This is a genomic window from Microbispora sitophila (genome assembly GCF_014892245.1).
Classification (GTDB): Bacteria; Actinomycetota; Actinomycetes; order Streptosporangiales; family Streptosporangiaceae; genus Microbispora; species Microbispora siamensis.
Genome location: NZ_JADBGC010000051.1, coordinates 1 through 25,686 on the forward strand (window position 1 = coordinate 1; position 25,686 = coordinate 25,686).

General features: G+C 70.2%; 18 protein-coding genes and 1 pseudogene. 8 read left to right on the forward strand and 11 right to left on the reverse strand.

All coding sequences use genetic code 11. The annotated features are described in order from the left end of the window. Positions 1-2,232 (reverse strand): family 43 glycosylhydrolase (locus IL992_RS44530; RefSeq protein ID WP_193209322.1); only part of this gene is annotated, 2,232 nt, incomplete at its 3' end. A gap of 239 nt (positions 2,233-2,471) precedes the next feature. Next, positions 2,472-5,420 carry a family 43 glycosylhydrolase gene (locus tag IL992_RS44535; protein WP_319019234.1) on the reverse strand — a complete coding sequence of 983 codons (2,949 nt, stop codon included), beginning with the start codon at positions 5,418-5,420 and terminating at the stop codon, positions 2,472-2,474. Between the two features lie 885 nt (positions 5,421-6,305). Here IL992_RS44535 and IL992_RS44540 point away from each other — a divergent pair. Then, positions 6,306-7,112 carry an SAM-dependent methyltransferase gene (locus IL992_RS44540; protein WP_319019235.1) on the forward strand — a complete coding sequence of 269 codons (807 nt, stop codon included), beginning with the start codon at positions 6,306-6,308 and terminating at the stop codon, positions 7,110-7,112. 22 nt (positions 7,113-7,134) lie between these two features. Here the strand turns inward: IL992_RS44540 and IL992_RS44545 are convergent, their stop codons facing one another. Then, positions 7,135-8,556, reverse strand: coding sequence for a rhamnulokinase (locus IL992_RS44545; RefSeq protein WP_193209324.1), 1,422 nt, complete (start codon positions 8,554-8,556; stop codon positions 7,135-7,137). Next, on the reverse strand, positions 8,553-9,584 hold the full coding sequence (locus IL992_RS44550; RefSeq protein ID WP_193209325.1) for a LacI family DNA-binding transcriptional regulator: 1,032 nt from the start codon (positions 9,582-9,584) through the stop codon (positions 8,553-8,555). The genes IL992_RS44545 and IL992_RS44550 overlap by 4 nt, the downstream gene beginning before the upstream one ends. A 275-nt stretch (positions 9,585-9,859) precedes the next feature. Between IL992_RS44550 and IL992_RS44555 the strand changes: the two genes are divergently transcribed. The 6 genes from IL992_RS44555 to IL992_RS44580 all read left to right on the forward strand — a co-directional run bounded on the left by IL992_RS44555 (position 9,860) and on the right by IL992_RS44580 (position 18,076). Continuing rightward, positions 9,860-11,383: a sugar ABC transporter ATP-binding protein gene (locus IL992_RS44555; RefSeq protein WP_404804826.1), complete on the forward strand. Its 1,524-nt coding sequence runs from the start codon at positions 9,860-9,862 to the stop codon at positions 11,381-11,383. A gap of 52 nt (positions 11,384-11,435) precedes the next feature. Next, positions 11,436-12,452 (forward strand): ABC transporter permease, encoded by a 1,017-nt coding sequence (locus IL992_RS44560; protein ID WP_193209327.1) that lies wholly within the window; start codon positions 11,436-11,438, stop codon positions 12,450-12,452. After that, a complete protein-coding gene (locus IL992_RS44565; RefSeq protein ID WP_193209328.1) occupies positions 12,442-13,479 on the forward strand; it encodes an ABC transporter permease in 1,038 nt (345 codons plus the stop codon). Before IL992_RS44560 ends, IL992_RS44565 begins: the two co-directional genes overlap by 11 nt. A 12-nt stretch (positions 13,480-13,491) precedes the next feature. Continuing rightward, positions 13,492-14,598, forward strand: coding sequence for a rhamnose ABC transporter substrate-binding protein (gene rhaS / locus IL992_RS44570; protein WP_193209329.1), 1,107 nt, complete (start codon positions 13,492-13,494; stop codon positions 14,596-14,598). A gap of 31 nt (positions 14,599-14,629) precedes the next feature. Further along, complete coding sequence (rhaI, locus tag IL992_RS44575) at positions 14,630-15,784, forward strand: L-rhamnose isomerase (RefSeq protein WP_193209330.1); 1,155 nt, start codon at positions 14,630-14,632, stop codon at positions 15,782-15,784. 243 nt (positions 15,785-16,027) lie between these two features. Next, a complete protein-coding gene (locus IL992_RS44580) occupies positions 16,028-18,076 on the forward strand; it encodes a bifunctional aldolase/short-chain dehydrogenase (RefSeq protein ID WP_193209331.1) in 2,049 nt (682 codons plus the stop codon). Positions 18,077-18,168: 92 nt separating this feature from the next. Here the strand turns inward: IL992_RS44580 and IL992_RS44585 are convergent, their stop codons facing one another. Then, on the reverse strand, positions 18,169-18,591 hold the full coding sequence (locus IL992_RS44585) for a hypothetical protein (protein WP_193209332.1): 423 nt from the start codon (positions 18,589-18,591) through the stop codon (positions 18,169-18,171). Positions 18,592-18,792: 201 nt separating this feature from the next. Then, complete coding sequence (locus tag IL992_RS44590) at positions 18,793-19,080, reverse strand: hypothetical protein (protein WP_193209333.1); 288 nt, start codon at positions 19,078-19,080, stop codon at positions 18,793-18,795. 588 nt (positions 19,081-19,668) lie between these two features. Here IL992_RS44590 and IL992_RS44595 point away from each other — a divergent pair. Continuing rightward, complete coding sequence (locus IL992_RS44595) at positions 19,669-21,786, forward strand: S8 family peptidase (protein WP_193209334.1); 2,118 nt, start codon at positions 19,669-19,671, stop codon at positions 21,784-21,786. Between the two features lie 111 nt (positions 21,787-21,897). On the opposite strand, the gene IL992_RS44600 is transcribed toward IL992_RS44595, so the two are convergent. From IL992_RS44600 to IL992_RS44615, 5 genes and pseudogenes are all read right to left on the reverse strand, one after another. Further along, positions 21,898-22,470 (reverse strand): DUF6461 domain-containing protein, encoded by a 573-nt coding sequence (locus tag IL992_RS44600; RefSeq protein ID WP_193209335.1) that lies wholly within the window; start codon positions 22,468-22,470, stop codon positions 21,898-21,900. A gap of 39 nt (positions 22,471-22,509) precedes the next feature. Next, a pseudogene (locus IL992_RS47360) lies at positions 22,510-22,761 on the reverse strand (transposase family protein); the annotation flags it as partial. Positions 22,762-22,884: 123 nt separating this feature from the next. Further along, the gene (locus IL992_RS44605; protein WP_193209336.1) at positions 22,885-23,640 is read right to left on the reverse strand and encodes an SDR family NAD(P)-dependent oxidoreductase; all 756 of its coding nucleotides are present in this window, start codon (positions 23,638-23,640) and stop codon (positions 22,885-22,887) included. Positions 23,641-23,651: 11 nt separating this feature from the next. Beyond that, positions 23,652-24,614, reverse strand: coding sequence for a fumarylacetoacetate hydrolase family protein (locus tag IL992_RS44610; protein WP_193209337.1), 963 nt, complete (start codon positions 24,612-24,614; stop codon positions 23,652-23,654). Between the two features lie 13 nt (positions 24,615-24,627). Then, the gene (locus tag IL992_RS44615) at positions 24,628-25,398 is read right to left on the reverse strand and encodes a VOC family protein (protein WP_226874938.1); all 771 of its coding nucleotides are present in this window, start codon (positions 25,396-25,398) and stop codon (positions 24,628-24,630) included. Positions 25,399-25,686: the final 288 nt, after the last annotated feature.

Consider the following 25,686-nt stretch of genomic DNA (forward strand, 5'->3'; position numbering starts at 1 on the left):
GGTCTTGTTGCCGAACGGGGTGTTCAGCGTGATCGTGGCCGGCACGTCGCCGTTGTTGACGGCGGTGACCGCCAGGTAGGCGGTGGTGCCGATGCAGCGGGGGGCGGCGGTGACGGTCAGCTTGACCTCCGGCGAGGACGACGGGCTCGCCCCGAAGGACCAGGAGTCGATCTCGAAGAGGTCCGCGCCCTGGGGCCCGGCGTAGGTGAAGTACACGTCGTGCACCCCCTTGACGCCGTCGAGCTTGGCGGTCAGCTTCGTCCACTCGCCGAGCGGCGCGTCGACGGGGATGGTCGCCACCACGGGCGAGGTGCGGCCGTCGAGACGGATCTCGATCTTCCCTCCGGCCACCAGCGGGCGCACCTTGGCGGTGACTCCCGCGGCGCCGTTCTGGCCGAAGTCGACCTTCGCGAGCGACGTCCAGTCGCCGTTGTCGATGTCGTACACCACGAGGTTGGGCGCCTGCGCGCCGAACTCCTCCGATCCGCCGTCGACCTTCTTCGTCGCGATGCCCTGCTGCCAGGCGATCGTCTCGGCCTCGATCACGCGGTAGGGGTCGAGGTTGCGGATCTGCTCGACGCCCTTGTAGTCGCCCTTCACCTCCTTGATCGTGCCGTCCGCGTTGAAGTCGAGCTTGGCGAGGTGCGGGCTGCGGAAGCCCTGGGTGGCGCCGCCCGTGATGCGGCTGTTGAGCGTCTGGGCGTGGTAGGTGAAGTAGTACTGCCCGTCGAGCTTGAACACCGACTGGTGGTTGTTGCCGCCGGCGCCGAAGTAGGTGCCGGGGTTGCGGAAGATGATTCCCTTGTACGTCTCCGGCGTCCAGGGGCCCATCGGGCTGTCGGCCATGAGGTAGGCGATGGCCCCGGTCGGCGGGCCGTTCGGGTCGATCGGGCCGCCGAACCCGAAGTTCGACGAGTACGAGTAGTAGTACTTGCCGTCGCGCTTGAACAGGTGGCCCGCCTCGAACACGAGCGGCGCGTCGATGACCTCGGCCGAGCCCTTTGTGCTGATCATGTCGTCGCCGAGCTTGATCACGCGCGTGGACTTCGGGTGGTTCGTGTTCTCGGCGCTGCGCGACCCGTCGTCGCCGCCGCCACCGAAGACGAGGTAACCCTGGCCGTCGTCGTCGATGAACACGCCGGGGTCGAAGAGCCAGTTCTTGCCGTCGGACGCGCCCGGAGTGGCACTGGTGATGAGCAGGTTGCCGCGCTCGTCGTGCCACGGGCCGACCGGCGAGTCGCCGACGATGACGCCCGAGCCGCCGCCGTTGTTGGCGAAGTAGAGGAAGAACTTCTCCTTGCCGTCGACGATCTTGCTCTCCATGGCGGGGGCCCACGAGTTGTTCGCGTAGCGGGCGATGCCGTTCGGGCCCGCGACGGGGATCTCACCGTGGTCGACCCAGTTCATGAGGTCGTCGGACGAGATGACCGTGATCGTGTTGATCCCGCCGTAGGTGTTCGTCGGGGAGATTCCGGTGGGACCCGGCTTGTACTCCTGCGTGTCGTTGGTCATGTAGATGTACACGCGGCCGTTGTGCACGAAGGCGTTGCCGTCCGCGCCGAACTTGTGCGAGATGAGCGGGTTGCCCTCGCCGGGGTTCTTGCCGAGCGCCTCGATGGTCGTCGACGGGACGAACTCCGCGACGGACACGTCGTCGACCTTGAAGTCCATGAGGTGCGTGTCCGGAGCGGACGCGGGGTTCGACGTCCACGGCGTCTCGAAGAAGAGCCTCGCGGTCGCGACGCTCTGGCCCGCGGGAATCGTGAACGTCCCCTGGATGAGCCCCCACTGCCCGCGCGCCACCGTCACCGTGCCGACGTTGGTGTAGGTCGAGCCGCCGTAGTGCATGGTGGCGAAGAACTGCTTGGTCGCCGGGCTGTTGGGGTTCTCGTACTTCACCCGCGCCGTGATCGCGTACGTCTTGCCTGCCTGCACCTTGCCGGACAGGTCCTGCATCGGACCGGATCCGGTCGTCTTACGGTTGGTGACGAGCACGGCGCTCGCGCCCGCGTACGCGTCCGTCGTGGGCGACAGCGTCGCGCCGTCGGTCGCGTTCCCGTTGTTGACGAACCAACTGGTGAGGCCGTCCTCGAACCCGCCGTTCACGATGATGTTGGCGGCGGCGGCCTGGACCGGCCCCGCCGTCGCGGCGACCGCCGCGCCCAGCAGGGCGCCGGCCACCGCCATGGCGGCGACCCGTCGCCGGGTCGTCCTTCGAACACGCTTCAACACGAAATATCCTCCTTGACCTCAGACTTTTCCGGGGGAGACGGACGCCCTGGGGCGGGTCGGCTCACTGCGGACAGGGATGGGCAGCCGCCCGCCCTGGCGAACCGCGCAGATGCGCGCGACGTGTTATGGGGTGGGGCCGGTCGGCCGACCGGCCCGGTTGTGCTCCGGCGGTGTCCTCGTCGTGCAGACCGTGGTCACCGCCGGTGCGGTCAGCGGCAGCCGGCCGCGGTGTGAGCAGCTCAGCGGCAGCCGGCCGCGGGGTAGGCGGCGTCGTAGGACGTGGTGACCTGCTTGCCGCCGATCGTCGCGGTTCCCTTCACGGTCACCGTGCCGGCGTCGATCTGGGCGGCCCGGGTGTTGAAGGACTGGTAGGCCTGCCTGCCCGGGGCGACGTCGGCCACGGTCTTGGAACCGAACGGGGTGGTCAGCGTCACCGTCGCCGGCACGTCGGAGTCGTTGACGGCCGTGACCGCCAGGTACGCCGAGGTGCCGATGCAGCGAGAGGAGGCGGTGACGGTCAGCTTGACCTCCGGCGCGACGGACCTGAGCGTGCCGAGCCGGGCCAGCTGGTAGCTGAGCGCCCGCTCCGGCGCGTCGATCTGGTTCTGGGTGCCGAACTCACCGGCCCGCGCCGCCTTCGCGCCGTCGAGCGCGGCCTGCATGCCGGCCCAGGCGTCCGCCGGGTAGTCGCGCTTGTCGAGCGTGCCGGCGTACGCGATGGCCGCGTCGAGGGCACTGGTGTCCAGCGGCTTGTTCTGCGCGGTGAGCGTGTCGCTGAGCTTGTAGTAGTCGAAGTCGACGTGCCCGCCCTTCTCCTTCGTCGCGTAGTCGAACAGGCCGACGCGGTGCCCCATGAAGTGCGAGAGGCTGCCGTCCAGCGTCTGCGGGCCGACACGGCTGCCCAGCTGGGTCCACTTCAGCCCGTCGAGGCTGTAGTAGAACGTCGTCCACAGCTGCCCGACCGGCGAGCTGAAGTCGAGGTCCGCCTTCACGTACACCTGGGTCGCGTCTCCCAGCGGCACCGTGGTGCCCGGCACGAAGTTCTCGATCGCCGACTGGTCGATGTCGACCGCGAACGGCTGTCCCCGGTTGACGACGCCCAGCGTGTTCTGGCCGTCGACGCGCTTGACCGCGACGTACGAGAACCCGCGGTTGTAGGCGGCGAGGCCGGCGACGTCACCGTTCTTCATGCCGGAGATGTCCATCTTGGTCTCGACGGACTGCCGGGGCCCGAACGTACGCTGCGAGAGCGTGTTCCGCGCCTCCTCGAACCAGGTCAGCTCGTCCCGGCCGGAGAGCTTGGTGTAGACGTACTTGCCCGTGACCACCTTGCCGGTCGTCAGCCGCAGCCATCCGTCCCGGTCCGTGAGCGACCAGTAGCGGTTGTCGGGCGCGTGGTTCCACTCCCACACGGGGTCGAGCCGCGACCCGTTGGGGGCGATCTCCTCCTCGCTCGGGCTCTCGGTCGTCACCGGCCGGCCGACGATCGAGACGTCGTCGATCAGGTAGTCCACGCTCGACGACGCCGGCTGCGGGTTGCCCCACGGGGTCTCGACCGCGAACTTGAAGTTGTCCACGTTCGCCGTCGCGGGGACGGTGTACTGGCCCGTCACCGTCGTCCACTGCCCGGCCGGAACGTTCCCGGACGCCATCGTCTGGACGCCCGCACCCCAGTCCGCCACAAGGTTGAACCGGATGCTGCTCGGGCCCGAGGCGTACTTGATCTTCGCCGACACGGTGTAGGTCACGCCGCGCTGAATCTTCCCGTTCAGGTACTGGTTCGGCCCCGAACCGTTGAGCGTGCGGTTGCTCACCTTCAGCGCCGCGGACCCCGCGGCCGGGTCGGTCGTGTCCCGGCTGAGCGTCGCGCCGTACTGCCCGGCCCACGGCGAGACCGCGTCGGACTCGAACCCGGGGTTCTGCAGGAGTTCGACGCCGATGAGCGAGTCGTCGTACGTGGGCGGGTCCGGGATCGTCCACTGCTCGTCCGTGTACGCCTTGTGCGGGGCGTCGTTGGCGAAGTCGTCGGAGGCGACGAGGCTCTTCTGCTGCTCGAACGTCTCCTGCTCGGGGCTGAGCTTGATCGGCTTGGCGAACGTGCCCTCCACCGGCACGACCCCGTTGTCGCCGAACGTCGGCCAGCCGTCCTGCCAGGTGGCGGGGATGAGCGCCGGGGTGCGCCCGATCGGGAAGTTGTCGCGGAAGAACATGCCGTACCAGTCGGTGCCGCCGTCCTCCCGCGAGATCGGCACGAGGCTGCCCTGGGCGAAGCCGTTGGAGTTGAGCACCCCGCGCGCCTCGTAGGTGTTGGAACCGTCCGCCGACGTGTAGCGCCCGAGCAGGTCCTTCGAGCGGAACATGGCGACCTGGCGTCCCTGCCCGGAGGGCCAGGTGATGATGACCACGTAGTAGTAGCCGTTGATGTGGAAGACCTGGGCGCCCTCGAACAGGCCGCCGATGAACGGCTTGCCGGCGTAGTTCGCCGCCGTGAAGATGTTCGGGTAGTCCTGCGCGATGGCCGTCATGTCGCTGTTGAGGCGCACGGCGCTCGTTCCGCCGGAGCCGTAGAAGATGTACGGCGTGCCGTCGTCGTCGAAGAAGAGCGACGGGTCGTGCAGGGCGCGGCCGAGGGGCGTGCGCTTCCACTTCCCGTTCTCGACGTCGTCGGTGCTGTAGAGGTAGGCGCCGCCGAGGTTGTTGGTGTTGAAGACGACGTAGAACTTGCCGTCGTGGTAGCGCAAGGACGACGCCCACTGGCCCTGGCCGTAGGAGTTCTGCCCGTTGCGGAGGGAGAACGCGTCGCCGATGTCCGCCCGGTCGAACACGTAGTTGACGGTCTCCCAGTTGACGAGGTCGTAGGACTTCATGATCGGCGCACCCGGGCTCAGGTGCATCGTCGTGCTGATCATGTAGTAGATGTCCCGGTGCTCCTTGTTCTCGGCGGCCGGGACGCGCTCCACACTGATGTCCGGCACGTCGGAGCGAAGAATCGGCACGGAGTACGTGCCGTCACCCTTGTCGGTCGACGTGTACGAGGGTTTGGGGGACCATCCGGCGGCGGCGTCGGCCACGCCACCCGTGGACCCGAGACCAGCGCACACGAGCGCGGCGACCGTCGCGAGCGAGATCCCCCGCGACTGCCGGGGGGTCAGTGGGGTGATCGCCGTGCGTCGGCGATTTCTGGGCACGCGGAACTCCTCTGATGGGCGACGTCAGGCAATGCCTGACACGGGGGGCGTGGAATGCGAGTGAGCGGTCGACGTGAGGGGCGGGCTGCCGGCCCGCGGCGGAGGGCTCGTCCCGCCTGCGGCCGGTCCGGTGGTCCTGGCGGGGGAAAGCCGGAGCGTGTCGCGGTGAAGGCGAAGTCCTACCGGTGATGCGGCGCGAAGAGCGGGGCGTTCACCTCGGGGGTGCGGGTGAGACGTCCACGAGGCGATCGCTCATGAGGGGCCCGGTTCGCAGGGACGGGTAGGTGCGGAACGTTCCCACGGGGGACGGGGCGAGCTGTGGCGGGGGCCGCTCTCATGAGTGGGGGGCTCCTCATGCTGTTAGCGCTAACATTCAACTGTGGATGACGGCGGTGTTTCGTGACCGTAAGCGGGACGGCGTGCACTGTCAAGACTGTCGGACGTGCATCGAGGTGGGTAACGTACTGTCCGTAAGTCCGATAATTACCGTCTCGGCACGTCAAGGAGTGGTCTCCCGGGGTTGATAACAGATTCGACGCGCTTTCGCGATGGAGCTCCATGGAGAGCGGATGTACGCAGGTCAGCCGCCTGCGCCCGCGTCAGCGCCGATGCGGCGGAGGGGTCCCGGCGACGGGGACCCTCGGGGCGCCGTGCGGCCCCGGCCGCCGGTGCCGGGCGAAAGATCTCGCGGAATGTTCGCTCGGTGTGGTCCGGCGTGTCAGGAGTGCGAACGGTGTGTCCGATGCCGCTGCGGACCCGTGCCGCATGCGCCGCCTAGATGGACCACTTAGTGCCGATTTCTGAGGCTTGATGACAATCCGGTGACGTGTCCTCCCGATCGCGATCAAGGCCGTACCATCCTTGATGTACGACGAGGGGAGTGTTGTGGACGAGCGTAAGGCGCCGGCGGGCGTCGACCCGTTTACGCCCAGCGTCGCCCGGATGTACGACTACTACCTGGGCGGCAAGGACAATTTCGCGGCGGATCGTGAGGCCGCCGAGAAGATCATCGAGATTCTTCCCAACCTTCCCGACATCGCCCGGGAGAACCGCGAGTTCCTGATCCGGGCCGTCACCTACCTCTCGCGGCAGGGCATCCGGCAGTTCCTCGACATCGGCGCCGGGCTTCCCACGCAGCGCAACGTCCACCAGGTCGCCCAGGAACTGGCCCCGGAGTCCAGGATCGTCTACGTGGACAACGACCCCATCGTCCTCGTCCACGCGCGGGCCATCCTCGCCGAGAACGAGCGGGTGCGCGCGATCGAGGCGGACATGCGCGACCCCGAGGCGCTGCTGCTGCATCCGGAGGTCCGGGAGCACATCGACTTCTCCCAGCCGCTCGCCGTCCTCCTGCTCGGCGTGCTGCACTTCATCCCGGACGACGACGAGGCCCTGAAGATCGTCACAGCGCTCCGGGACCCGCTCGTGGCCGGCAGCTACCTGGTCGTTTCGCACGGCTCCCTCGGCGAGCTGAGCGAGGACCAGGAGGAGGAGGGCCGCAAGGTCTTCAGCCGGACCTCCGTTCCCGGCACCTCCTCCCGGTCGTACGACCAGATCGTCGCGTTCTTCGACGGCCTCGACCTGGTCGAGCCGGGCGTGGTGCCGCTGCACGAGTGGCGGCCCGACACCGACTACCCCTTCGTACGGGAGGGCAAGGCCGGCGCGCTCGGCGGCGTGGGCCAGGTCGGCTGACGCCGAAGCGGGACACCCCGGCTCACGGGGGAGTGGGCAGGCGGGCCTCGGCGTGGTCCCAGGCGGTCTCCCCGCCCCGAGGGCGGTAGGTCTGGAGTGGTTCGCTGCGGCGGACGAGGTCGCGGATGTCGTCCACCTGGCCGTGGGCGCGGGCCTGCACCAGGCCGTTGCCGAGGGCGGCGGCCTCGACCGGCCCGGCGACCACCGGCAGGACCGTGGCGTCGGCGGTCATCTGGCACAGCAGGGCGTTGCGCGCACCGCCGCCGACCACGTGGACGACGTCCACGTCCCGTCCGCTGAGCCGTACGGCCTGGCGGATCGTGCGGCGGTAGGCGAGGGCCAGGCTCTCCAGCACGCAGCGAACGGTCGCCGCCCGCCCATCCGGCGGGCGCTGCCCGGTGCGCTCGCAGTACGCGGCGATCCTGGCGGGCATGTCGCCCGGCGGCAGGAAGGCGGGGTCGTCGGGGTCGATCAGAGCGGCGAACGGCCGTTCCCGCGCGGCGGCGGTCAGCAGGGCGGGCAGGTCGGTCTCGCCCCAGGTGCGCAGGCATTCCTGCAGGATCCACAGGCCCATGACGTTGCGCAGGTAGCGGATGGCGCCGTCCAGCCCGACCTCATTGGTGAAGTTGGCCAGGCGGCTGTCCTCGGTGAGCACGGGCGCGGGCAGGTCCAGGCCCACGAGTGACCAGGTGCCCGACGAGATGTAGGCGAAACGTTCGGTCGTCGCGGGGACGGCGGCCACGGCGGAGGCCGTGTCGTGCGAGGCGACCGCCGTCACCTCGACGCCGCCGGGCAGGGCGAGGTCGGCGGCCAGCTCGGGCCGCAGCGTCCCGATGGGTGTTCCGGGTTCGCGCAGCGGCGGCAGGATGCCGGGCGGCAGGCCCAGGTCGCGGGCGAGGTCGTGTGACCAGGCCCGGGTGCGGACGTCGTACAGGCCGGTGGTGGAGGCGTTGGTGGCCTCGGCCCCGACCACACCGGTCAGCCAGTACGCCAGCAGATCGGGGATCAGCAGCATGGTGTGCGCCCGGTCGAGGGCGGGCTCGGCGAGCAGCTGGTAGACGGTGGTGAACGGCAGGAACTGCAGGCCGCTGACCTGGTAGAGCAGGTCGTCGCCGAGCCGGGCGGAGACGGCCTCCATGATCCCGGCCGTCCGGTCGTCGCGGTAGTGGACGGGGTTGCCGAGCAGCCGCCCGTCGCCGTCGAGCAGGCCGTAGTCGACCGCCCAGGAGTCCACGCCGACCGAGTCGACCGGCCCCGCGGCCCGCAGCCCGTCGAGAACGCCCTGGTAGAGGGCGAGCACGTCCCAGTGAAGCGCCCCGTTCACCCGCACCGGGCGGTTGGCGAAGCGGTGCACCTCCGTCAGGTGCGCTCGCCCGCCGTCGACGCGCACGGTCATGACCCGGCCGCTGGACGCCCCGAGGTCGACCGCCGCGTGGAGGCTCATTCACCCTCCCGCGGCTGCATACGGCCGGCCGTGGACTCGCGGACCACGAGCTCGGGCTGGAACATCACCTGCTGGTGCACGTGCGTGTCCGGATGGTCGCATTCGTCCAGCAGCAGCTGGGTGGCGATCCGGCCGAGCCGGTGCGTGGGCTGGCGGATCGAGCTGAGCGACACGGCCGACGCGGCGGCGAAGTCGATGTCGTCATAGCCGATGAGCGCCACGTCGTGCGGGACGCGCACCCCCGCCTGCAGCAGCTCGCGCAGGAACCCCACGGCGAGCAGGTCGTTGGCGCAGAAGACCGCATCCGGCAGGCCGGAGGCCAGCAGCGACGCGGCGGCCCGCTGCCCCTCCCGCGCCGTCATCGCCGGCACCTCCACGGTCGTGATCGCGGTCTCGGGATCGAGCCCGGCGGCGGAGGCGGCCTGCCCGGCGCCCTGCCCCCGCTCCACGCACTGCCGGATCGAGCGCGGGCCCGTGACGTAGCCGATCCGCTCCGCGCCCAGCGACAGCAGGTGGGAGGCGGCCATCTGACCGCCCGCCAGGTCGTTGACCGCCACCGAGCACTGGTCGGGCCGGTGGGCAGGATGGTCGACCAGCACGACGCTGATGCCCCGCTCGCGCAGCGCGTCGAGCCGGGCGGGGTCCTCGTCCGACGGCGTGATCAGCACCCCGCGCACGCGCTGCTCGGCGAGCACGAGCAGGTTGCGCTCCTCCTTGTCCCGCGAGCCCGCCGAGTTGCCGAGGATCACCGCGTAGCCGAGCTCGCTGGCCGCCTCCTCCACCCCGGCCGCGACGTCGGTGAAGAACGGGTTGCCGATGTCGATGACCGACAACCCGATCGTCCTGCTGTGCCCGGCCCGCAGCGTCGAAGCCGACCCGTGCCGCACGAAGCCCAGCTCCCGGATCGCGCGCATAACCCGCTCACGCGTCTCCGGAGCCACCCGCTCAGGGCGGTTCAGCACGTTCGAGATGGTCCCGGGCGACACGCCGGCGCGGGCGGCGACCTCCCGGATGCTGACGGTCCCCACGGTCCTCCTCGGCTGCTCGGACCTGCTCGGATGCGGATCCAAGGACTCGGATCAAATTAAAACGTTGTACTGCCAGATGGCCAGACCTTATCGCAGGACGACCGCCGGGCATGGTGCCGCAGGCCGCCCCGCCGCTCCGTAACGCCTCGGAAACGGCCTCTTCATGAGCCATTGACAGGCCTGCGGGCTGCGGCATACCGTCCCGGGCAACTCGCTCTAAAACGTTTTTACCCCCGACGGAAAGGAGTGAGCAGGTGACCGGACCTGACGACCGGATCGGCCCGGCGGCGCCGGTGCTGGCGCTGAGCGGCGTGAGCAAGTCCTTCGGGGCCGTCCGGGCGTTGCGCGGCGTCACCCTGGACCTGTACGCCGGCGAGGCGCACGCGCTGGCCGGGGAGAACGGTGCGGGCAAGTCCACGCTGGTCAAGACCCTTTCCGGGGTCCACCGGCCGGACACCGGTCAGGTGCTGCTCGACGGGCGGCCGGTGGAGTTCCACAGCCCCGCCGACGCGCAGGCGGCGGGGGTGGCCGTGATCTACCAGGAGCCCACGCTGTTCCCCGACCTGTCGGTCGCTGAGAACATCTTCATCGGCCGTCATCCCCGGGCACGGCTCGGCCGGATCGACCGCGACCGGATGCACGCGAGCACCGCCGCGCTGTTCGCCCGGCTGGGCGTCCCGCTCGATCCGCGACAGCCGGCGCGCGGCCTGTCCATCGCCGACCAGCAGCTCGTCGAGATCGCCAAGGCGCTGTCGCGGGAGGCGCGCGTACTGATCATGGACGAGCCGACCGCCGCGCTGTCCGGCGCGGAGGTGGCCCGGTTGTTCGCGGTCGTCAAGGCCCTGCGGGAACAGGGCTGCGCCGTGCTGTTCATCTCCCACCGACTCGACGAGATCTTCGAGCTGTGCCAGCGGGTCACGACGCTGCGCGACGGCGCCTGGGTGGCGAGCGAGCCGGTCGCCGGGCTCACCCACGACGACCTCATCCGCCGGATGGTCGGGCGGGACCTCGACGCCCTGTATCCCAAGCTCGACACCGTCCCCGGCGAGGTGGCGCTCAGGGTGCACCGGCTCACCCGCGAGGGGGTCTTCACCGACGTCTCCTTCGAGGTGCGGCGTGGCGAGATCGTGGCGCTCGCCGGGCTCGTGGGAGCCGGGCGGAGCGAGGTCGCCCGGGCGATCTTCGGGGTGGACCGCTGGGACGCCGGATGGGTCGAGGTGAACGGCAGACGGCTGCCGCCCGCCTCCCCGACCGCGGCCATGTCGGCAGGGCTCGCCCTGGTGCCGGAGGACCGGCGGCAGCAGGGCCTGGTCATGGACCAGTCGATCGAGCGCAACATCGGCCTCACCGGCCTGCGGGCACTGCGTCACTCGTCACTGGGTCGGTCGTCGCTGGGTCCGGTGATCTCCCGGGCCGCCGAGCGTGACCGTGCCCGCGACTGGGCCATCCGACTGCGGCTCAAGTACAACCGCCTGTCCGACGCGGTGAGCGTGCTGTCGGGCGGCAACCAGCAGAAGGTCGTGCTCGGCAAATGGCTGTCCACCCGCCCGCAGGTGCTCATCGTGGACGAGCCCACCCGCGGCATCGACGTGGGGACCAAGGCCGAGGTGCACCGCCTGCTGTCGGAGCTCGCCGCCGACGGCATGGCCGTACTGATGATCTCGTCGGACCTCCCGGAGGTGCTCGGCATGGCGGACAGGGTGCTGGTGATGCAGGAGGGACGGCTCATCGCCGAGATCCCCCGCGACCGGGCCACCGAGGAGAGCGTGATGGCCGCGGCCACCGGCAGGGCGGCATGACCCCGCCCGCCGCGCCCCGGCGGCAGGAGGAACGGCGGCAGGGGGAGGAGCGATGACCGCTGTCACCGCGAGCACGCGCGGCATGGTCGACCTGGTGTTCCGGGCGCGCGAGGCGAGCATCGTCGCCGCGCTGGCCGTCCTCGTCGCGGTCACCGCCGGAGTCAACGGCAACTTCCTGTCCGCGCAGGGGCTGAAGGACATCTTCCTCAACGCCGCGATCCTCGTGCTGCTCGCCGTGGGCCAGACCTTCGTGATCATCACGCGGAACATCGACCTGTCGGTCGGCTCGGTCGTCGGGCTGGTCGCGTTCACCGTCGGCGACTTCCTCTCCGCCGACCACGGCCGCGGCGTCCTCCTCGCGGTGCTTCTCGGCGTCGTGATCGGCGCGCTGTGCGGGATCGTGAACGGCCTGCTGGTCAGCTTCGGCCGGGTGCCGGCGCTCGTGGTGACCCTCGGCACGCTGTACGTGATCCAGGGCGTCGACCACTACATCGCGCACGGGCGGCAGATCAACGCCGTCGACCTGCCGCCCGCGCTGCTGTCGCTCGGCAACGGCTCGGTGCTGGGCGTGCCCTACCTGCCGCTGATCGCGGTCGTGGTCCTGCTCGCCGTCGGCTTCTACCTGCGCTCCTATCCCTCCGGGCGCGACTTCTACGCCATCGGGTCGAGCCCGGAGGCGGCGGGGCTCGCCGGGGTGCCGGTGCGCCGGCGGGTGATGGCGGCCTACCTGCTCAGCGGGGCGCTCGCCGGGCTGGCCGGGGTGCTGTGGCTGGCCAGGTTCGGCACGGTCGTCGCCGACGCCGCGAACGGCTGGGAACTCCAGGTGGTCAGCGCCGTCGTGGTGGGGGGAGTCGCGATCACCGGCGGCGTCGGCACGGTGTACGGTGCGGCGCTCGGCGCGCTGCTTCTCACCACGATCACCAGCGCGCTGGTCGTGCTCAGGGTCGACCCGTTCTGGCAGCAGGCGATCACCGGAGCGCTGCTGCTGCTCGCGATCAGCGTGGACCGCCTGCTCGCCCTGCGGGTCGCGCGCATCCTGCGGAGGAGGAACGCCCGGCATGGCTCCTGACGTGACGGCGGCCACGGCCGCCACGCCCGCCACCGCCGCGAACCCCAGCCGGTTCCTGCGCTGGGACGTGCTGGCTGGCCTGCTGCTCGTGGTCGTCTTCATCGGCGGCGCGGCGGGGTCGCCGGAGTTCGCGAGTGTCGACAACCTGTCGTTCGCGCTGGGCGACCTCGGCGAGATCGCGATGATCGCCCTGGCGATGACCCTGCTCGTGGTCGCCGCGGAGGTGGACCTGTCGGTCGCCTCGGTGCTCGGCCTGTCCAGCGCGCTCGTGGGCGCGATGTGGGACGGCGGCTGGGCGATCGAGACGATCATCCCGCTCGTCGTGGTGATCGGCGCGGCGTGCGGGCTGGTCAACGGCCTCCTGGTGACCCGGCTCGGGCTGCCCTCGCTCGCCGTCACGATCGGCACGCTGGCCCTCTACCGCGGGCTCGCCTACGTGGTGCTGGGGGACCGGGCCGTCGCGGAGTTCCCACCGGGCTACACCTCGCTGGCGGTGGACGACGTGCCCGGCACCCCGATCCCGTATCCGGTGATGCTGTTCGCGCTGCTCGCGGCGGTGACCGGGGTGGCGCTGCACGCGACCGGCTTCGGCCGGTCCCTGTTCGCCATCGGCGCCCAGGTGGAGGCGGCCCACTTCGCCGGCATCCGGGTGAAGCGAATCAAGCTGATCCTCTTCGTGGTCTCCGGCACCGTGGCGGCCTTCGCCGGGGTCGTCTACACGCTGCGGTACGGCAGCGCCCGCGCCGACAACGGAACCGGCCTTGAGCTGGCCGTCATCGCGGCCGTCCTGCTCGGCGGGGTGGACTTCGACGGCGGCAAGGGGACGCTCGGGGGCGTCATCGCGGGCGTGCTGCTCATCGGCCTGCTCCGCAACCTGCTCATGCTCAACGACGTCTCGACCGAGATCCAGTCGATCGTCACCGGACTGCTCCTGGTGATCTCCGTGATCACCCCGCGCCTGGTCGCCGCGGCCCGGCGACGACGGCGCCCATCCCTGCCGCCGGCACCCCCACCTCCGAACTCCTGAGGGAAAAGACGCATGCTCATCTCTTCGCGAAGGTCAACCTCGGCGGCCGCCCTGATCGGCCCGGTCCTGATCGGCCTGGTCTCGGTCGGCCTGACGGCCTGCGGCGGGACCACGAAGGAGTCCACCGCCGCCGCACAGAGCGCCGCCGCCCCGGCGTCGGCCGCCGCGCCCGCCTCGGCGAACCCGAACGCGCCGATCAAGGAGGGTCTGAAGATCGCCTTCCTGCCCAAGCAGATCAACAACCCGTACGAGACCATCGTCGACAAGGCGGGCATCGAGGCGGCGGCGGAGTACAAGGGCGAGGCCAAGGAGGTCGGTCCTTCGGACGCCTCGGCGTCCTCGCAGGTCTCCTACATCAACACCCTCATCCAGCAGCGGCAGGACGCGATCCTCATCGCGGCCAACGACGCCAACGCGGTCTGCGGCCCGCTGCAGGAGGCCAGGTCGAAGGGCATCAAGGTCGTCGCGTACGACTCCGACGCATCCAAGGACTGCCGCGACCTGTTCATCAACCAGGCGAGCTCGGAGGAGGTCGGCCGCAGCCAGGTCAAGATGCTGTCCGAACTGATCGGCGGCAAGGGCGAGTTCGCGATCCTGTCGGCCACCGCGAACGCGACCAACCAGAACACCTGGATCGAGTTCATGAAGGACGAGCTGACCAAGCCCGAGTACAAGGACATGAAGCTCGTCAAGGTCGCGTACGGGGACGACGACGACCAGAAGTCGTTCCAGGAGACCCAGGGCCTGCTGCAGGCGTACCCGGACCTGAAAGGCGTCATCGCGCCCACCACGGTCGGCATCTCGGCGGCGGCGCGTTACATCTCCGGCTCGAAATACAAGGGCAAGGTCGTGGTGACAGGCCTCGGCACACCGAACCAGATGCGCGAGTACGTCAAGAACGGCACGGTCGAGAAGTTCGCGCTGTGGAACCCGAAGGACCTCGGCTACCTGGCCGGTTACGCCGCCGCCGCGCTGGTCTCCGGTCAGATCACCGGCGCGGAGGGCGAGAAGTTCACGGCAGGCCGGCTCGGCGAGTACACGATCGGCAAGGACGGCGAGGTCATTCTCGGCCCGCCCTTCACCTTCGACGAAGGCAACATCGACGAGTTCGACTTCTAGGGCCTTCCACCGTGACCGAATCGGGGATCTCATGAGGAACGACATCGGGGCGGCGTTGCGCGCGCAGCGCATCGAGACGCCGTCGTGGGCGTACGGCAACAGCGGCACCAGGTTCAAGGTGTTCGCCCAGGAGGGCGTGCCGCGCGACCCGTACGAGAAGATCGCCGACGCCGCCCAGGTGCACGCCTTCACCGGCATCGCGCCGACGGTCGCCCTGCACATCCCGTGGGACAGGGTGGACGACTACGGTGACCTCGCCCGGCACGCCGCCGGCCTCGGGGTCGGCATCGGGGCGATCAACTCCAACGTGTTCCAGGACGACGACTACAAGCTGGGCAGCGTGACCAACCCCGATCCGGCGGTGCGGCGCAAGGCGCTCGGCCACCTGCTGGAGTGCGTGGACATCATGGACGCCACGGGGTCGGACACGCTCAAGCTGTGGTTCTCCGACGGGACGAACTACCCGGGGCAGGACGACATCCGCGCCCGGCAGGACCGACTCGCCGAGGCGCTGGCCGCCGTGTACGACCGGCTGGGGGAGGGGCAGCGGTTCCTGCTCGAATACAAGCTGTTCGAGCCGGCCTTCTACCTGACCGACGTGCCCGACTGGGGCACGGCGTACGCGCACTGTGTGAAGCTCGGCTCGAAGGCACAGGTGGTCGTGGACACCGGCCACCACGCCCCGGGCACGAACATCGAGTTCATCGTGGCGTTCCTGCTGCGCGAGGGCAGGCTCGGCGGGTTCGACTTCAACTCCCGCTTCTACGCCGACGACGACCTCATGGTGGGCGCGGCCGACCCGTTCCAGCTGTTCCGGATCATGTACGAGGTGGTGCGCGGGGGAGGGCTGCGCCCGGAGATCGCGTTCATGCTCGACCAGTGCCACAACATCGAGCCGAAGATCCCCGGTCAGATCCGCTCGGTGATGAACGTGCAGGAGGCCACGGCCAAGGCGCTGCTCGTTGACGGCGAGGCCCTGGCCGCCGCGCAGGCGGCGGGTGACGTGCTCGGTGCCAACGCCGTGCTGATGGACGCCTACAACACCGACGTCCGGCCGCTGCTGGCCGCGCTGCGGGAGGAGATGGGCCTGGATCCCGACCCGATGCGGGCCTACGCCCGGTCGGGCTACTTCGAGAAGATCCGGGCCGAGCGCGTGGGCGGCACCCAGGCCGGCTGGGGCGCCTGACGCCTCGTCACCCCACTCTCGTCGCGGATCCCTTCACCGCGCCGGTCTTCGCTGCGGTCCTTCATCGGGAGGCCAGGTCCGGAGGCCGGGTCCGGGGGCCGGGTCCGGGGGCCGGGTCCGGGGGCCGGTCTCCGGCGGCTCGGCCCGCCGCTGTAGCCTGCCGCCCGTCGCCCGTTTTGCCGCTACTCGTCCTATAGATCCGATATCGTCCGAGCCGATCGACCACTCGTAGGGGGAAATTACATGACCACGCCGGTTGAGCAGCTGCTCGAACGCGCGCACCTGCTGGGAGCCGATCCCCGCAACACGAACTTCGCCGGGGGCAACGCCTCGGCCAAGGGAACGGCCCTCGACCCGGTCACCGGCTCGGACGTGGAACTGATGTGGGTGAAGGGATCGGGCGGCGATCTCGGCACGCTCACCGAGGCCGGCCTGGCCGTGCTCCGGCTCGACCGGCTGCGCGCGCTCACCGGCGTCTACCCGGGCGTCGAGCGCGAGGACGAGATGGTGGCGGCGTTCGACCACTGCGCCTTCGGCAAGGGTGGGGCGGCGCCGTCGATCGACACGGCGATGCACGGCCTGGTCGACGCGGCGCACGTCGACCACCTCCACCCCGACGCCGGGATCGCCGTCGCGGCCGCCGCCGACGGACCGGAGCTGACCCGGCGCATCTACGGCGACCGGGTCGTCTGGGTGCCCTGGCGGCGGCCCGGCTTCCAGCTCGGCCTGGACATCGCCGCGATCAAGGACGCCAACCCCCAGGCCGTCGGCTGCGTCCTCGGCGGGCACGGCATCACCGCCTGGGGCGACACCTCCGCCGAATGCGCCGGCAACTCGCTGTGGATCATCCGCACCGCCGAGGCGTACATCGCCGAGCACGGCAGGCCCGAGCCGTTCGGACCGGTGAAGCCGGGCTACGAGCCGCTGCCGGAGCAGGCCAGGCACGAACGGGCGGCGGAGCTGTTCCCCGTGCTGCGCGGCCTGTGCTCGACCGACGTCCGCCAGGTCGGCCACTACACCGACACCCCCGAGGTGCTCGACTTCCTGTCCCGCGAGAAGCACGCGGAGCTCGCCGCCCGCGGCACCTCATGCCCCGACCACTTCCTGCGCACCAAGGTCGCGCCGATGGTGCTCGACCTGCCCGCCGGCGCGCCGCTTGAGGACGTGATCTCCCGCCTCGGCGAGCTGCACGCGACCTACCGCGAGGACTACCGCGCCTACTACGCCCGGCACGCCACCCCCACCTCGCCGCCGCTGCGCGGCGCGGACCCGGCCATCGTGCTCGTGCCGGGCGTCGGCATGTTCTCCTTCGGCCGAGACAAGCAGACCGCCCGCGTCGCCGGCGAGTTCTTCTGCAACGCGATCAACGTGATGCGCGGCGCCGAGGCGCTGTCGGTCTACGCCCCCATCGAGGAGGCCGAGAAGTTCCGCATCGAATACTGGGAGCTGGAGGAGGCCAAGCTGCGCCGCCTGCCGGCGCCCAAGCCGCTGGCCACCCGGATCGCGCTGGTCACCGGCGGCGGCTCGGGCATCGGCGCGGCCACCGCCCGCCGCCTGGCCGCCGAGGGCGCCTGCATCGTGGTCGCCGACCGCGATCTGGCCGCCGCGGAGAAGGTCGCCGCCGAGATCGGCGCCCGCGCCCACCGCCCCGCCGACGTGGCCGTGGCCGTCCAGGCCGACGTGACCGACGAGGCCCAGGTCGTCGAGGCCGTACGGCAGACGGTGCTGGCCTTCGGCGGGGTGGACCTCGTGGTCAACAACGCCGGGCTGTCCCTGTCGCGCTCCCTGCTGGAGACCACCGCCGACGACTGGGACCGCCAGCACGACGTGATGGCCCGCGGCTCGTTCCTCGTCTCCCGCGAGACCGCCCGCATCATGATCGAACAGGGCATGGGCGGCGACATCGTCTACATCGCCTCCAAGAACGCCGTGTTCGCCGGGCCGAACAACCTCGCCTACGGCGCGGCCAAAGCCGACCAGGCTCACCAGGTGCGCCTGCTCGCCGCCGAACTCGGCGAGCACGGCATCCGCGTCAACGGGATCAACCCCGACGGCGTGGTGCGAGGCTCCGGCATCTTCGCCTCCGGCTGGGGCGCCAACCGGGCCGCCGTCTACGGCGTGCCGGAGGACAAGCTCGGCGAGTTCTACGCCCAGCGCACCCTGCTCAAGCGTGAGGTGCTGCCCGAGCATGTCGCCGCCGCGGTCTTCGCCCTCACCGGCGGCGACCTGTCCCTCACCACCGGCCTGCACATCCCGGTCGACGCCGGAGTGGCCGCCGCGTTCCTGCGCTGACGAGCTCGGGCCCGGCCGGCACACGACGTGCCGGCCGGACGGTTCGGCCGCAGGGTTCAGCTGCGGGGTTCAGCTGCGAGGTTCAGTCGGGCTCAGCCGCGGTAGCGGAGGACGGGAACGATGTCGTCGTACGCCGCCTCGTCACCCGAGCGCCACGCCTTGGTCGCGGTCGCCAGCCGAGCCTTGTCGGCGGTGCGGATGCGGCGCAGGAGCCTGCGATAGCCGGTCTGGTCGCGGCAGATGCCGCAGCAGCAGCACGGGGTCCCGGTCCAGCGGAACTCCCAGACACAGCGGGTGTGAAGGGTGGCGCGATCCTCCGCGAGAGTGGCGGGCAGGTCACAGCCGGATCCGGCGCCATGGTCGTGGGCGGCCTGACGGTCCAGGTCGCCATGCCACAGCCGGACGATGAGCGGCTTGGTCTTGTCGGTGCGGGACATGTGGTGCAACGCCTCCGTGTGCCGGTCGGCGCGCCGCACCCGGGAGCGGGCACGGCTGACGCCGTTGGGCGGTCGCATCACGTGGGCGTCGCATGAGACGGTCCCTTCCGTCGCTCTCGGAGTCCAAGCATGCCGCAGCCACCCCGCCTTCGCCAGCGGGGAAGATCGGCCCCGGGGTGGGCCGCCAGGACCCTTGCCGTCTACACGCCGCGCGACCCGGCGAGCCTTCCGTGCGGCGGACGGCGGCAGGAACGACGCCGACGGAGCCGGGGACAGCGTCTACATCCGGTATCGCAGCCGCATCTCGTCTCGTACGTCGGAAGGCGACAGGGGCCGCTGGACCCGGGTCTCCTGGTAGATCCTCTCGGCGGCCTCGTCCGGGTCCTCCTTTGTGCACGCGGCGGCGATCCAGTGACCGACGGCGCCGAGGGCCACGACGACGATCGCGAAGCGATGCCTGGTCCACAGAGACGTGTTCTCGACGATCAGAAACACGTTCAGGATCGTCAAGCCGGTGAGTATGGCGGCCCGCCAGGCCAGAACGGCCCTCTTGTCCCTGTCCGACATGCGATCCCCTCGTACGGAGCAGTGCGGTGCAAGCGCTGCTGGAGCCGCTGCTGGAGCCATGGTGCGTCAGCGGTGCGTGCAGCCCCTTCCGGCTGCCCTGCCTCATGGATGGTCGATGTTCCGGGGTGCCTGCATTGAGAACTCTCCGGGCGCTCGCAGGGTTCCGGTAGATGCCGGGTCGGCGTAACCCGCCATCACCATCCCGCCTCGTGAAGTAGTAGAAAGTTCATGAAATAAAAATCTGTTACATCGCTTTCATGCATTGTTCGGCAAGTTGAAATCTGCACTTGTTTCGCGGCGGATAACGCGCTTCGTTTCCTTGCGATGACACCGGTGGCCCCGTACACCAGGGGCAATGGAAAAAACAATATCGACAGATGTGATCGAAGCCACATGTCTACGCGTATTTGCCGATCTCGTGGCCGCGTCGGGTCGGCTGCCACTGAAACCGCTTTCCTGTGACGAAGCGCGCTGCGGATCCATGATCAAGAAGCCCGCAGACAAAAGAATCTCGCAAAATTCAGAACTCCGCGCAAAAGCCTAGCGTGGTCGGCGTAGTGATCAACTCGACCACTCGGGAGACAACCCTTGCGGAGATCATCCCTGGCCGTCGTCGTCACGACGGCCGCCCTCCTCGGTCTGCCCGCCGTGACCGCCGCGGCACAGACCGTCCCCTCAAGCCCCTCACACCCCTCTGCCTCCTCGGCTCCCTCCGGTCCTTCCGCGGCGCCGGGAGCCGCCGCGGAAGGCGACCGCACCGTCACCCTCGTCACCGGCGACACGGTGAAGGCGCACCTGGAGAACCACGACCTGCGCGTCCTGGCGGTCGAGCCGGGTGAGGGACGTACGGGCATCACCTTCGCGGTCACCGACCGCGGCGACCAGGTGTCGGTGGTCCCGTCGGACGCGGCCCCCCTCATCCGGGCCGGCCGGCTCGACCCGCAGCTCTTCGAGGTGGGCACGCTGATCGCGGACGGCTACGACGACGCGCACAGCCAGACCATCCCGGTCATGACCACCTATCCCAAGAGCGGCACCAGCCAGAACGCCGAGCGGGCCGACGCCGCGCTCGGTTCGGCGGCCAAGCGCCGGCATGCCTTTCCCCGCCTGGGTGTCAGCGCGTTCGCCATCGGCAAGAAGGCCGCCACCGACGGCTGGCGCGGCCTGACCGGCGGCTCGGCCGCGCCGAGCACCCTGCGCGGCGGTGTCACCAAGCTGTGGCTGGATGGCAAGGTGTCGGCCGGCCTCGACCAGAGCGTCCCGCACATCGGCGCGCCGACCGCGTGGGCCAGCGGATACGACGGAACCGGCGTCAAGGTCGCGGTGCTGGACACCGGATACGACACCGACCACCCCGACCTGCAGGGCAAGGTCGTCGCCTCCGCCGACTTCACCGGCAACGCGAACGGCGTCGAGGACGGCAATTCGCACGGCACCCACGTCGCCTCGACCGTCGCCGGGTCCGGCGCCGCCTCGGGCGGGCTGTACAAGGGGGTCGCCCCGGGCGCGAGCCTGGTCGTCGGCAAGGTCCTCGGCGACGACAGCTGGGGCACCAGCTCTGCGATCATCGCGGGGATGGAGTGGGCGGTCGGCGAGCAGGGCGCGAAGATCGTCAGCATGAGCATCCAGAGCGACCCGAGCTACGCCGTCTACGCCGACCACCCGGTCGCCGTCGCGATCAACAGTCTGACCTCGCAGTATGACGCGCTGTTCGTGGTCTGCTCGGGCAACTACGGCCCCGGCACGTCCACCATCAGCTCCATCGGCGTCGCCGACAAGGCGCTGACCGTGGGCGCGGTGGACCTGACCGACACCGTGGCGGGCTTCTCCAGCCGCGGTCCGGTGGGCACCCAGGGGCTGAAGCCCGACATGACCGGGCCCGGGGTGGACATCACCGCGGCCGTGCCCGGCGGCGGCTACGGCACGATGAGCGGATGCTCGATGGCCACCCCGCATGTCGCGGGCACGGCCGCGCTCGTCAAGCAGCGCCACCCCGCCTGGGGCGCGCAGCGGCTGAAGGACGCGCTGATGGGCACGACCGCGGCGGCCGCCGGGTCCACCCCCTACACGTACGGCACCGGCCGGGTCGACGCGGCCCGCGCGGTGAGCCAGCAGGTCACCGCGAACCCGCCGAGCGCCGCCCTGTCGGTCACCGCCGCCCAGCCCACGGCCACGCAGACCGTGACGTACACCAACGACGCCGCCACCCCGGTCACGCTCAACCTGGCCGCGTCAGCCACCGACTCCACGGGTGGTACGCCCGCACCGTCCGGCCTGTTCACCCTGAGCGGCAACCAGGTGACGGTGCCCGCCAACGGCACCGCGCAGGTCACCGTCACCCTGCACCAGGTGAACAGCACCACCAGCCTGTACGGGGGCGTGCTGACCGCCACCTCGACCGGTGGCGCGTCGCTGCGCACCGCGCTCGGCGCGAGCATCCAGGCGGCCTCCACCACGACCACCGTCCGCGTCCACTACAACCCCGGCGCGGGCAATCGGATCGCCCTCCGCGGTGACACACCCCTGAGCTGGACCGCCGGCCAGGACTGCGTCAGCAAGGCGGCCGACCTGTGGGAGTGCGGGGTCAACGTCCCCGTGGGGCAGCAGTTCTTCTACAAGCCCCTGGTCAACGACAGCCTCTGGTCCACCGGCTCCAACTACTACGGCGTCGGCGGGCAGACCTACGACATCTACCCCAGCTTCTGAATCCCCGCAGTGACGCCCTGCCGGCCGTGGCCGGCAGGGCGTTCGCGCTCTACGGGCCGTCGCCGTGACGTGCCCCGTCCTGCTGACCGAGGCGCTGGTAGTGCAGGTGACTTACGACTTGGCCGATTGGGGGACGACACCCCACATCAACGTGGAGCCCTTCAGCAACTGCTCCGTCGCCCTGATCCCGGTCAGGTGCTCGACGAGCAGGAAAGCCGGCCCTCGGTAGAGCCGAGGACCTGATGGGTAAAGCCTGTCGATCTCCGCCATCGTATCCACGAGTTCGTCCGGGATCTCCGTCAGATATCCGTCATCGCCGCCCCAGGCGAATCGGATCTCGCCGTCATCACACCAGTAAAAGTAGTCCATGTCCTTGATGGCGAGTGCGGCTTGGGAGACGAGGCGGGTGCCCTCGGAGAGTTTGGTGATCACGTCTTCGCGGATGCCGAGCCAGTCGGGGTCGAAGACGAACGTCCAATCGCCGATGGAGGTGACGCCGAGAGGCTCACCAGAGCGTGAGTAGTAATCTGGGTCGTCGGGGAAGGGGCCCGGCGTGAAGTCCTCCCATCGACCGCCGAGACGGGCGACCACCTGTTCGGGCGTGGCACGGATGTAGATGAAGCTGTAGCACTCCTCGGCGTATTCGCCGCAGAGCCAAGAGATATCGAGGGGCCGCATAGCCATGTCGTCATGCTGCCAGCCGCCACCGACAGGAACAGAACCTGCTTCTCGGGTTTGTAGGACGTGGATTGGTTTGATGATCTGACCTGCTCGTTTGGGGCAGCACCGGAGCTTTCGGAGGAGCCGCCAGGCCTTCACCTGCCCATTGGCCCGCTCGCCCGGACTACGGAGCTTGGCGTGAGCGGAGTTAGCGACCTTCTGCCCGAGCGGCTTACCCCGCCCTTAGTGCAGAACGGGTTCGCCGGCGCCGACGTATCCCTTGTCGGCGAGTGTGACCAGGCTGGCGGCCCGCAGGCGGCGGATCTGCGTGATCAGGTTGGAAAAGCCTCACTTCATCGGCTCCAACGCCAATGAACGCGACAGTGCCCGGGATGGTGGAGGCTTCAGAAGGTGGCGGCCGGCAGAGGCGTTCGCGCGTCACCGCCCCGGCTCGCGCAGCGCGTCCGAGATGGACTTGGCGCCGCGATGCGCGGTGTAGCCGCCGTCCACGGGGATTTCCGCGCCGGTGATGTACGACGACTCGTCGGAGACGAGGAAGACCACCAGCGGGGCCACGTCCTCGACAGTACCGGCGCGGCCGAGCGGGGTCTCGGCGAGGTTGGCGGCGCGGAACGCGGGAGAGGCGGAGGCGGTCATCTCCGTCTCGATGAACCCGGGATGGACGGTGTTGACCCGGATGCCGCGCGGGCCGAGCTCCAGGCTGGCGGCGGCGGACAGACCGCGCAGGGCCCACTTGCTGGTCGTGTACGCGACCGGGTAGTGGGCGGTGAGAGCGGCGGCCGAGCCGACGTTCACGACGGAGGCGCCGCGCGGCATCAGCGGCAGCAGGTGCTGGATGCCGAGCAGCGGCCCGGTGAGGTTGACGGCGTGCACGTGGGCCAGGTCGGCGGGGGTCACCTCCTCCAGCCGGGCCCGCCAGGTGATCCCCGCGTTGTTGACGAGGCCGTCCACCCGGCCGTACGCCTCACGGAGCCAGGCGGCAAGCGCGGCCCAGGAACGTTCGTCGGCGACGTCGAGACGCCGGTGAACCACACCGTCGAGAGGCCGCCGGGGCTCGGCGAGGTCGGCGGCGACGACGTGCGCGCCCTCGCGGGCCAGGGCGGCGGCCTCCGCCGCGCCCTGGCCCCGGGCCGCGCCGGTGACCACGACGACCTTGCCGCGCACGCGGTCCATGGAAGCTCCTCTCAGGGACGGTTCCGGGGCCGCACACGGGCCGGCGGGATGGGCAGTGGGTCGGCGCCGGCGACGACGGTGTTGCGTACGGCGCCGATGCCCTCCACGGTCAGCTCGACCACGTCGCCCGGCCGGAGCGGGGGCGGGTCCTGGCGGCCCCGCAGACCCCACAGCTCGGCCAGGCATCCGCCGTTGCCGCAGGTGCCCGAGCCGAGCACGTCGCCGGGGCGCACCCAGGTGCCGCGCGAGGCGTAGGCGACCAGGTCCTCGAACGGCCAGCTCATGTTCGACAGCAGGTCGCGGCCGACCTCGGCCCCGTTCACCGACGCGGTGAGCGCCAGGCGCAGGAAACCGTCGCCGTCCCGGTACGGCTCCAGCTCGTCGGCGGTGACCAGCCACGGGCCGAGGGTGGTCGCGGTGTCCTTGCCCTTGGCCGGGCCCAGGTTGACCCGCATCTCACGGCTCTGCAGATCGCGCGCCGACCAGTCGTTCATGATCAGATATCCGGCGATGTGGTCGCGCGCCTGTTCGGGGGTCAGGTCGCGGCCCTCGCGGCCGATCACGGCGGCGACCTCCAGCTCGAAGTCGAACGCCCGGCAGCCGGGCGGCAGCGGCACGTCGTCGTACGGGCCGACGACGGCGTAGGGATTGGTGAAGTAGAACGCGGGGGCGTCGTACCACGCGCCGGGCACCCCGCTGCCGCCGTCCACGCTCCTGCGCACGCCCTCGACGTGCTCCTCGAACGCGACGAAGTCCCGCACGGTGGGCGGCTGGAACGGAGCGTGGAGCCGCACGTCGTGCAGCGGGATCGGGTCTCCCGCGAGGCGTGGCGCGTCGTGGAGCCGGCCGTTCACGAGAAGGTCGAGCAGGCTCATCTCATCGCCTGAACGGGACTGGCGCAGCGGCCGGACCGACCCGTCCTCCGCGACTCCCGAAAGAACGCGCCCCCGGTGGGTGAAGGTGGCGATTCGCATCAGACCGCCCCCGTCAGACCGGCGGTGCGACGAAAACGCCGCGGTCGACGTCGTTGAAGGACTCCTTGGCCACCAGCTCGTTCATCGGGTTGGCGGTGCCCCACTGGTCGGTGACCTCGGGCTGGGAGAAGTCGTAGACGTGGGGGTGCCACGCGTCCTCGTCCAGCTCCTCCAGCTCGGTCGTGTACTCGACGGTGTTGCCGTGCGGGTCGAGGAAGTAGGAGAAGGTGTTGTCGCCCGCCAGGTGCTGGCCGGGACCCCAGATCATCCGGACCCCGGCGCGCAGCAGGCGGCCGGTGCCGTACATGTACTCGTCCAGACCGCGCATCTCGAAGCTGATGTGGTGCAGGGAGGCGTGCGGGCCGCGGGCGATGGCCATGCTGTGGTGCTGGGGGTTGCAGCGCATGAAGTGCATGACCTGTCCCATGTGGGGGTGGGCCAGCGTGTCGGACAGCGCGAAGCCCAGGTGGGTCTCGTACCAGACGCGGGTGGCGTCGATGTCGGGGGAGTTCAGCACGACGTGCGACAACCGTACGGGGACCGACTCCTTGGGCTCCAGCCTGCGGTGGGCCCGTACGGCGACGTCGGCGGAGATCTCGATCGTGCGGCCGTCGAGGTCGAAGAAGCGGAAGCCGTACCCGCCGCCGGGGGTGGCGAGCGGACCAGGCTCGCTGACGAGCGTGACCCCCGCCGCGCCCAGTCGCGCGGCCAGGGCGTCCACGTCGGCGGGGGTGGCGGCGCCGAAGGAGACCAGGTCGAGCCGCTTCTCCGCGGACTTGCGCAACCGGATGACGTACTGCTCGGGTGAGCCCTCGGCGGCCAGGAAGCTGATGCCGGTGTCGCCCGCGACCTCGGCCAGCCCCAGACGCCGGAGTAGAACTCCCGCTGCTTGTCGTAGTCGGGCACGGCGAGATCCACGTGCCGTAGATGGGTGATCAGACGTGACATGTCAGTCCCTAAGATCGATTTGTCTGGAGTGAGTCGCTCTGGATTCCCGGGGCGACGGGGTGTGGCTGATGTCTGTCTGCTGCGGTTGTGGCTTCGAAGGAATGGCCGCCTCGTCGCCCTGGAC

What these genes read in the sequence shown, in the direction of transcription:
- IL992_RS44580 (WP_193209331.1), top strand. Translation starts at nt 16,028, where the DNA reads ATGACCACGCCGGTTGAGCAGCTGCTCGAACGCGCGCACCTGCTGGGA.
- IL992_RS44560 (WP_193209327.1), top strand. Translation starts at nt 11,436, where the DNA reads ATGACCGCTGTCACCGCGAGCACGCGCGGCATGGTCGACCTGGTGTTC.
- IL992_RS44565 (WP_193209328.1), top strand. Translation starts at nt 12,442, where the DNA reads ATGGCTCCTGACGTGACGGCGGCCACGGCCGCCACGCCCGCCACCGCC.
- IL992_RS44585 (WP_193209332.1), bottom strand. Translation starts at nt 18,591, where the DNA reads ATGCGACCGCCCAACGGCGTCAGCCGTGCCCGCTCCCGGGTGCGGCGC.
- IL992_RS44610 (WP_193209337.1), bottom strand. Translation starts at nt 24,614, where the DNA reads ATGCGAATCGCCACCTTCACCCACCGGGGGCGCGTTCTTTCGGGAGTC.
- rhaI (WP_193209330.1), top strand. Translation starts at nt 14,630, where the DNA reads ATGAGGAACGACATCGGGGCGGCGTTGCGCGCGCAGCGCATCGAGACG.
- IL992_RS44600 (WP_193209335.1), bottom strand. Translation starts at nt 22,470, where the DNA reads ATGGCTATGCGGCCCCTCGATATCTCTTGGCTCTGCGGCGAATACGCC.
- IL992_RS44605 (WP_193209336.1), bottom strand. Translation starts at nt 23,640, where the DNA reads ATGGACCGCGTGCGCGGCAAGGTCGTCGTGGTCACCGGCGCGGCCCGG.
- rhaS (WP_193209329.1), top strand. Translation starts at nt 13,492, where the DNA reads ATGCTCATCTCTTCGCGAAGGTCAACCTCGGCGGCCGCCCTGATCGGC.
- IL992_RS44545 (WP_193209324.1), bottom strand. Translation starts at nt 8,556, where the DNA reads ATGAGCCTCCACGCGGCGGTCGACCTCGGGGCGTCCAGCGGCCGGGTC.
- IL992_RS44590 (WP_193209333.1), bottom strand. Translation starts at nt 19,080, where the DNA reads ATGTCGGACAGGGACAAGAGGGCCGTTCTGGCCTGGCGGGCCGCCATA.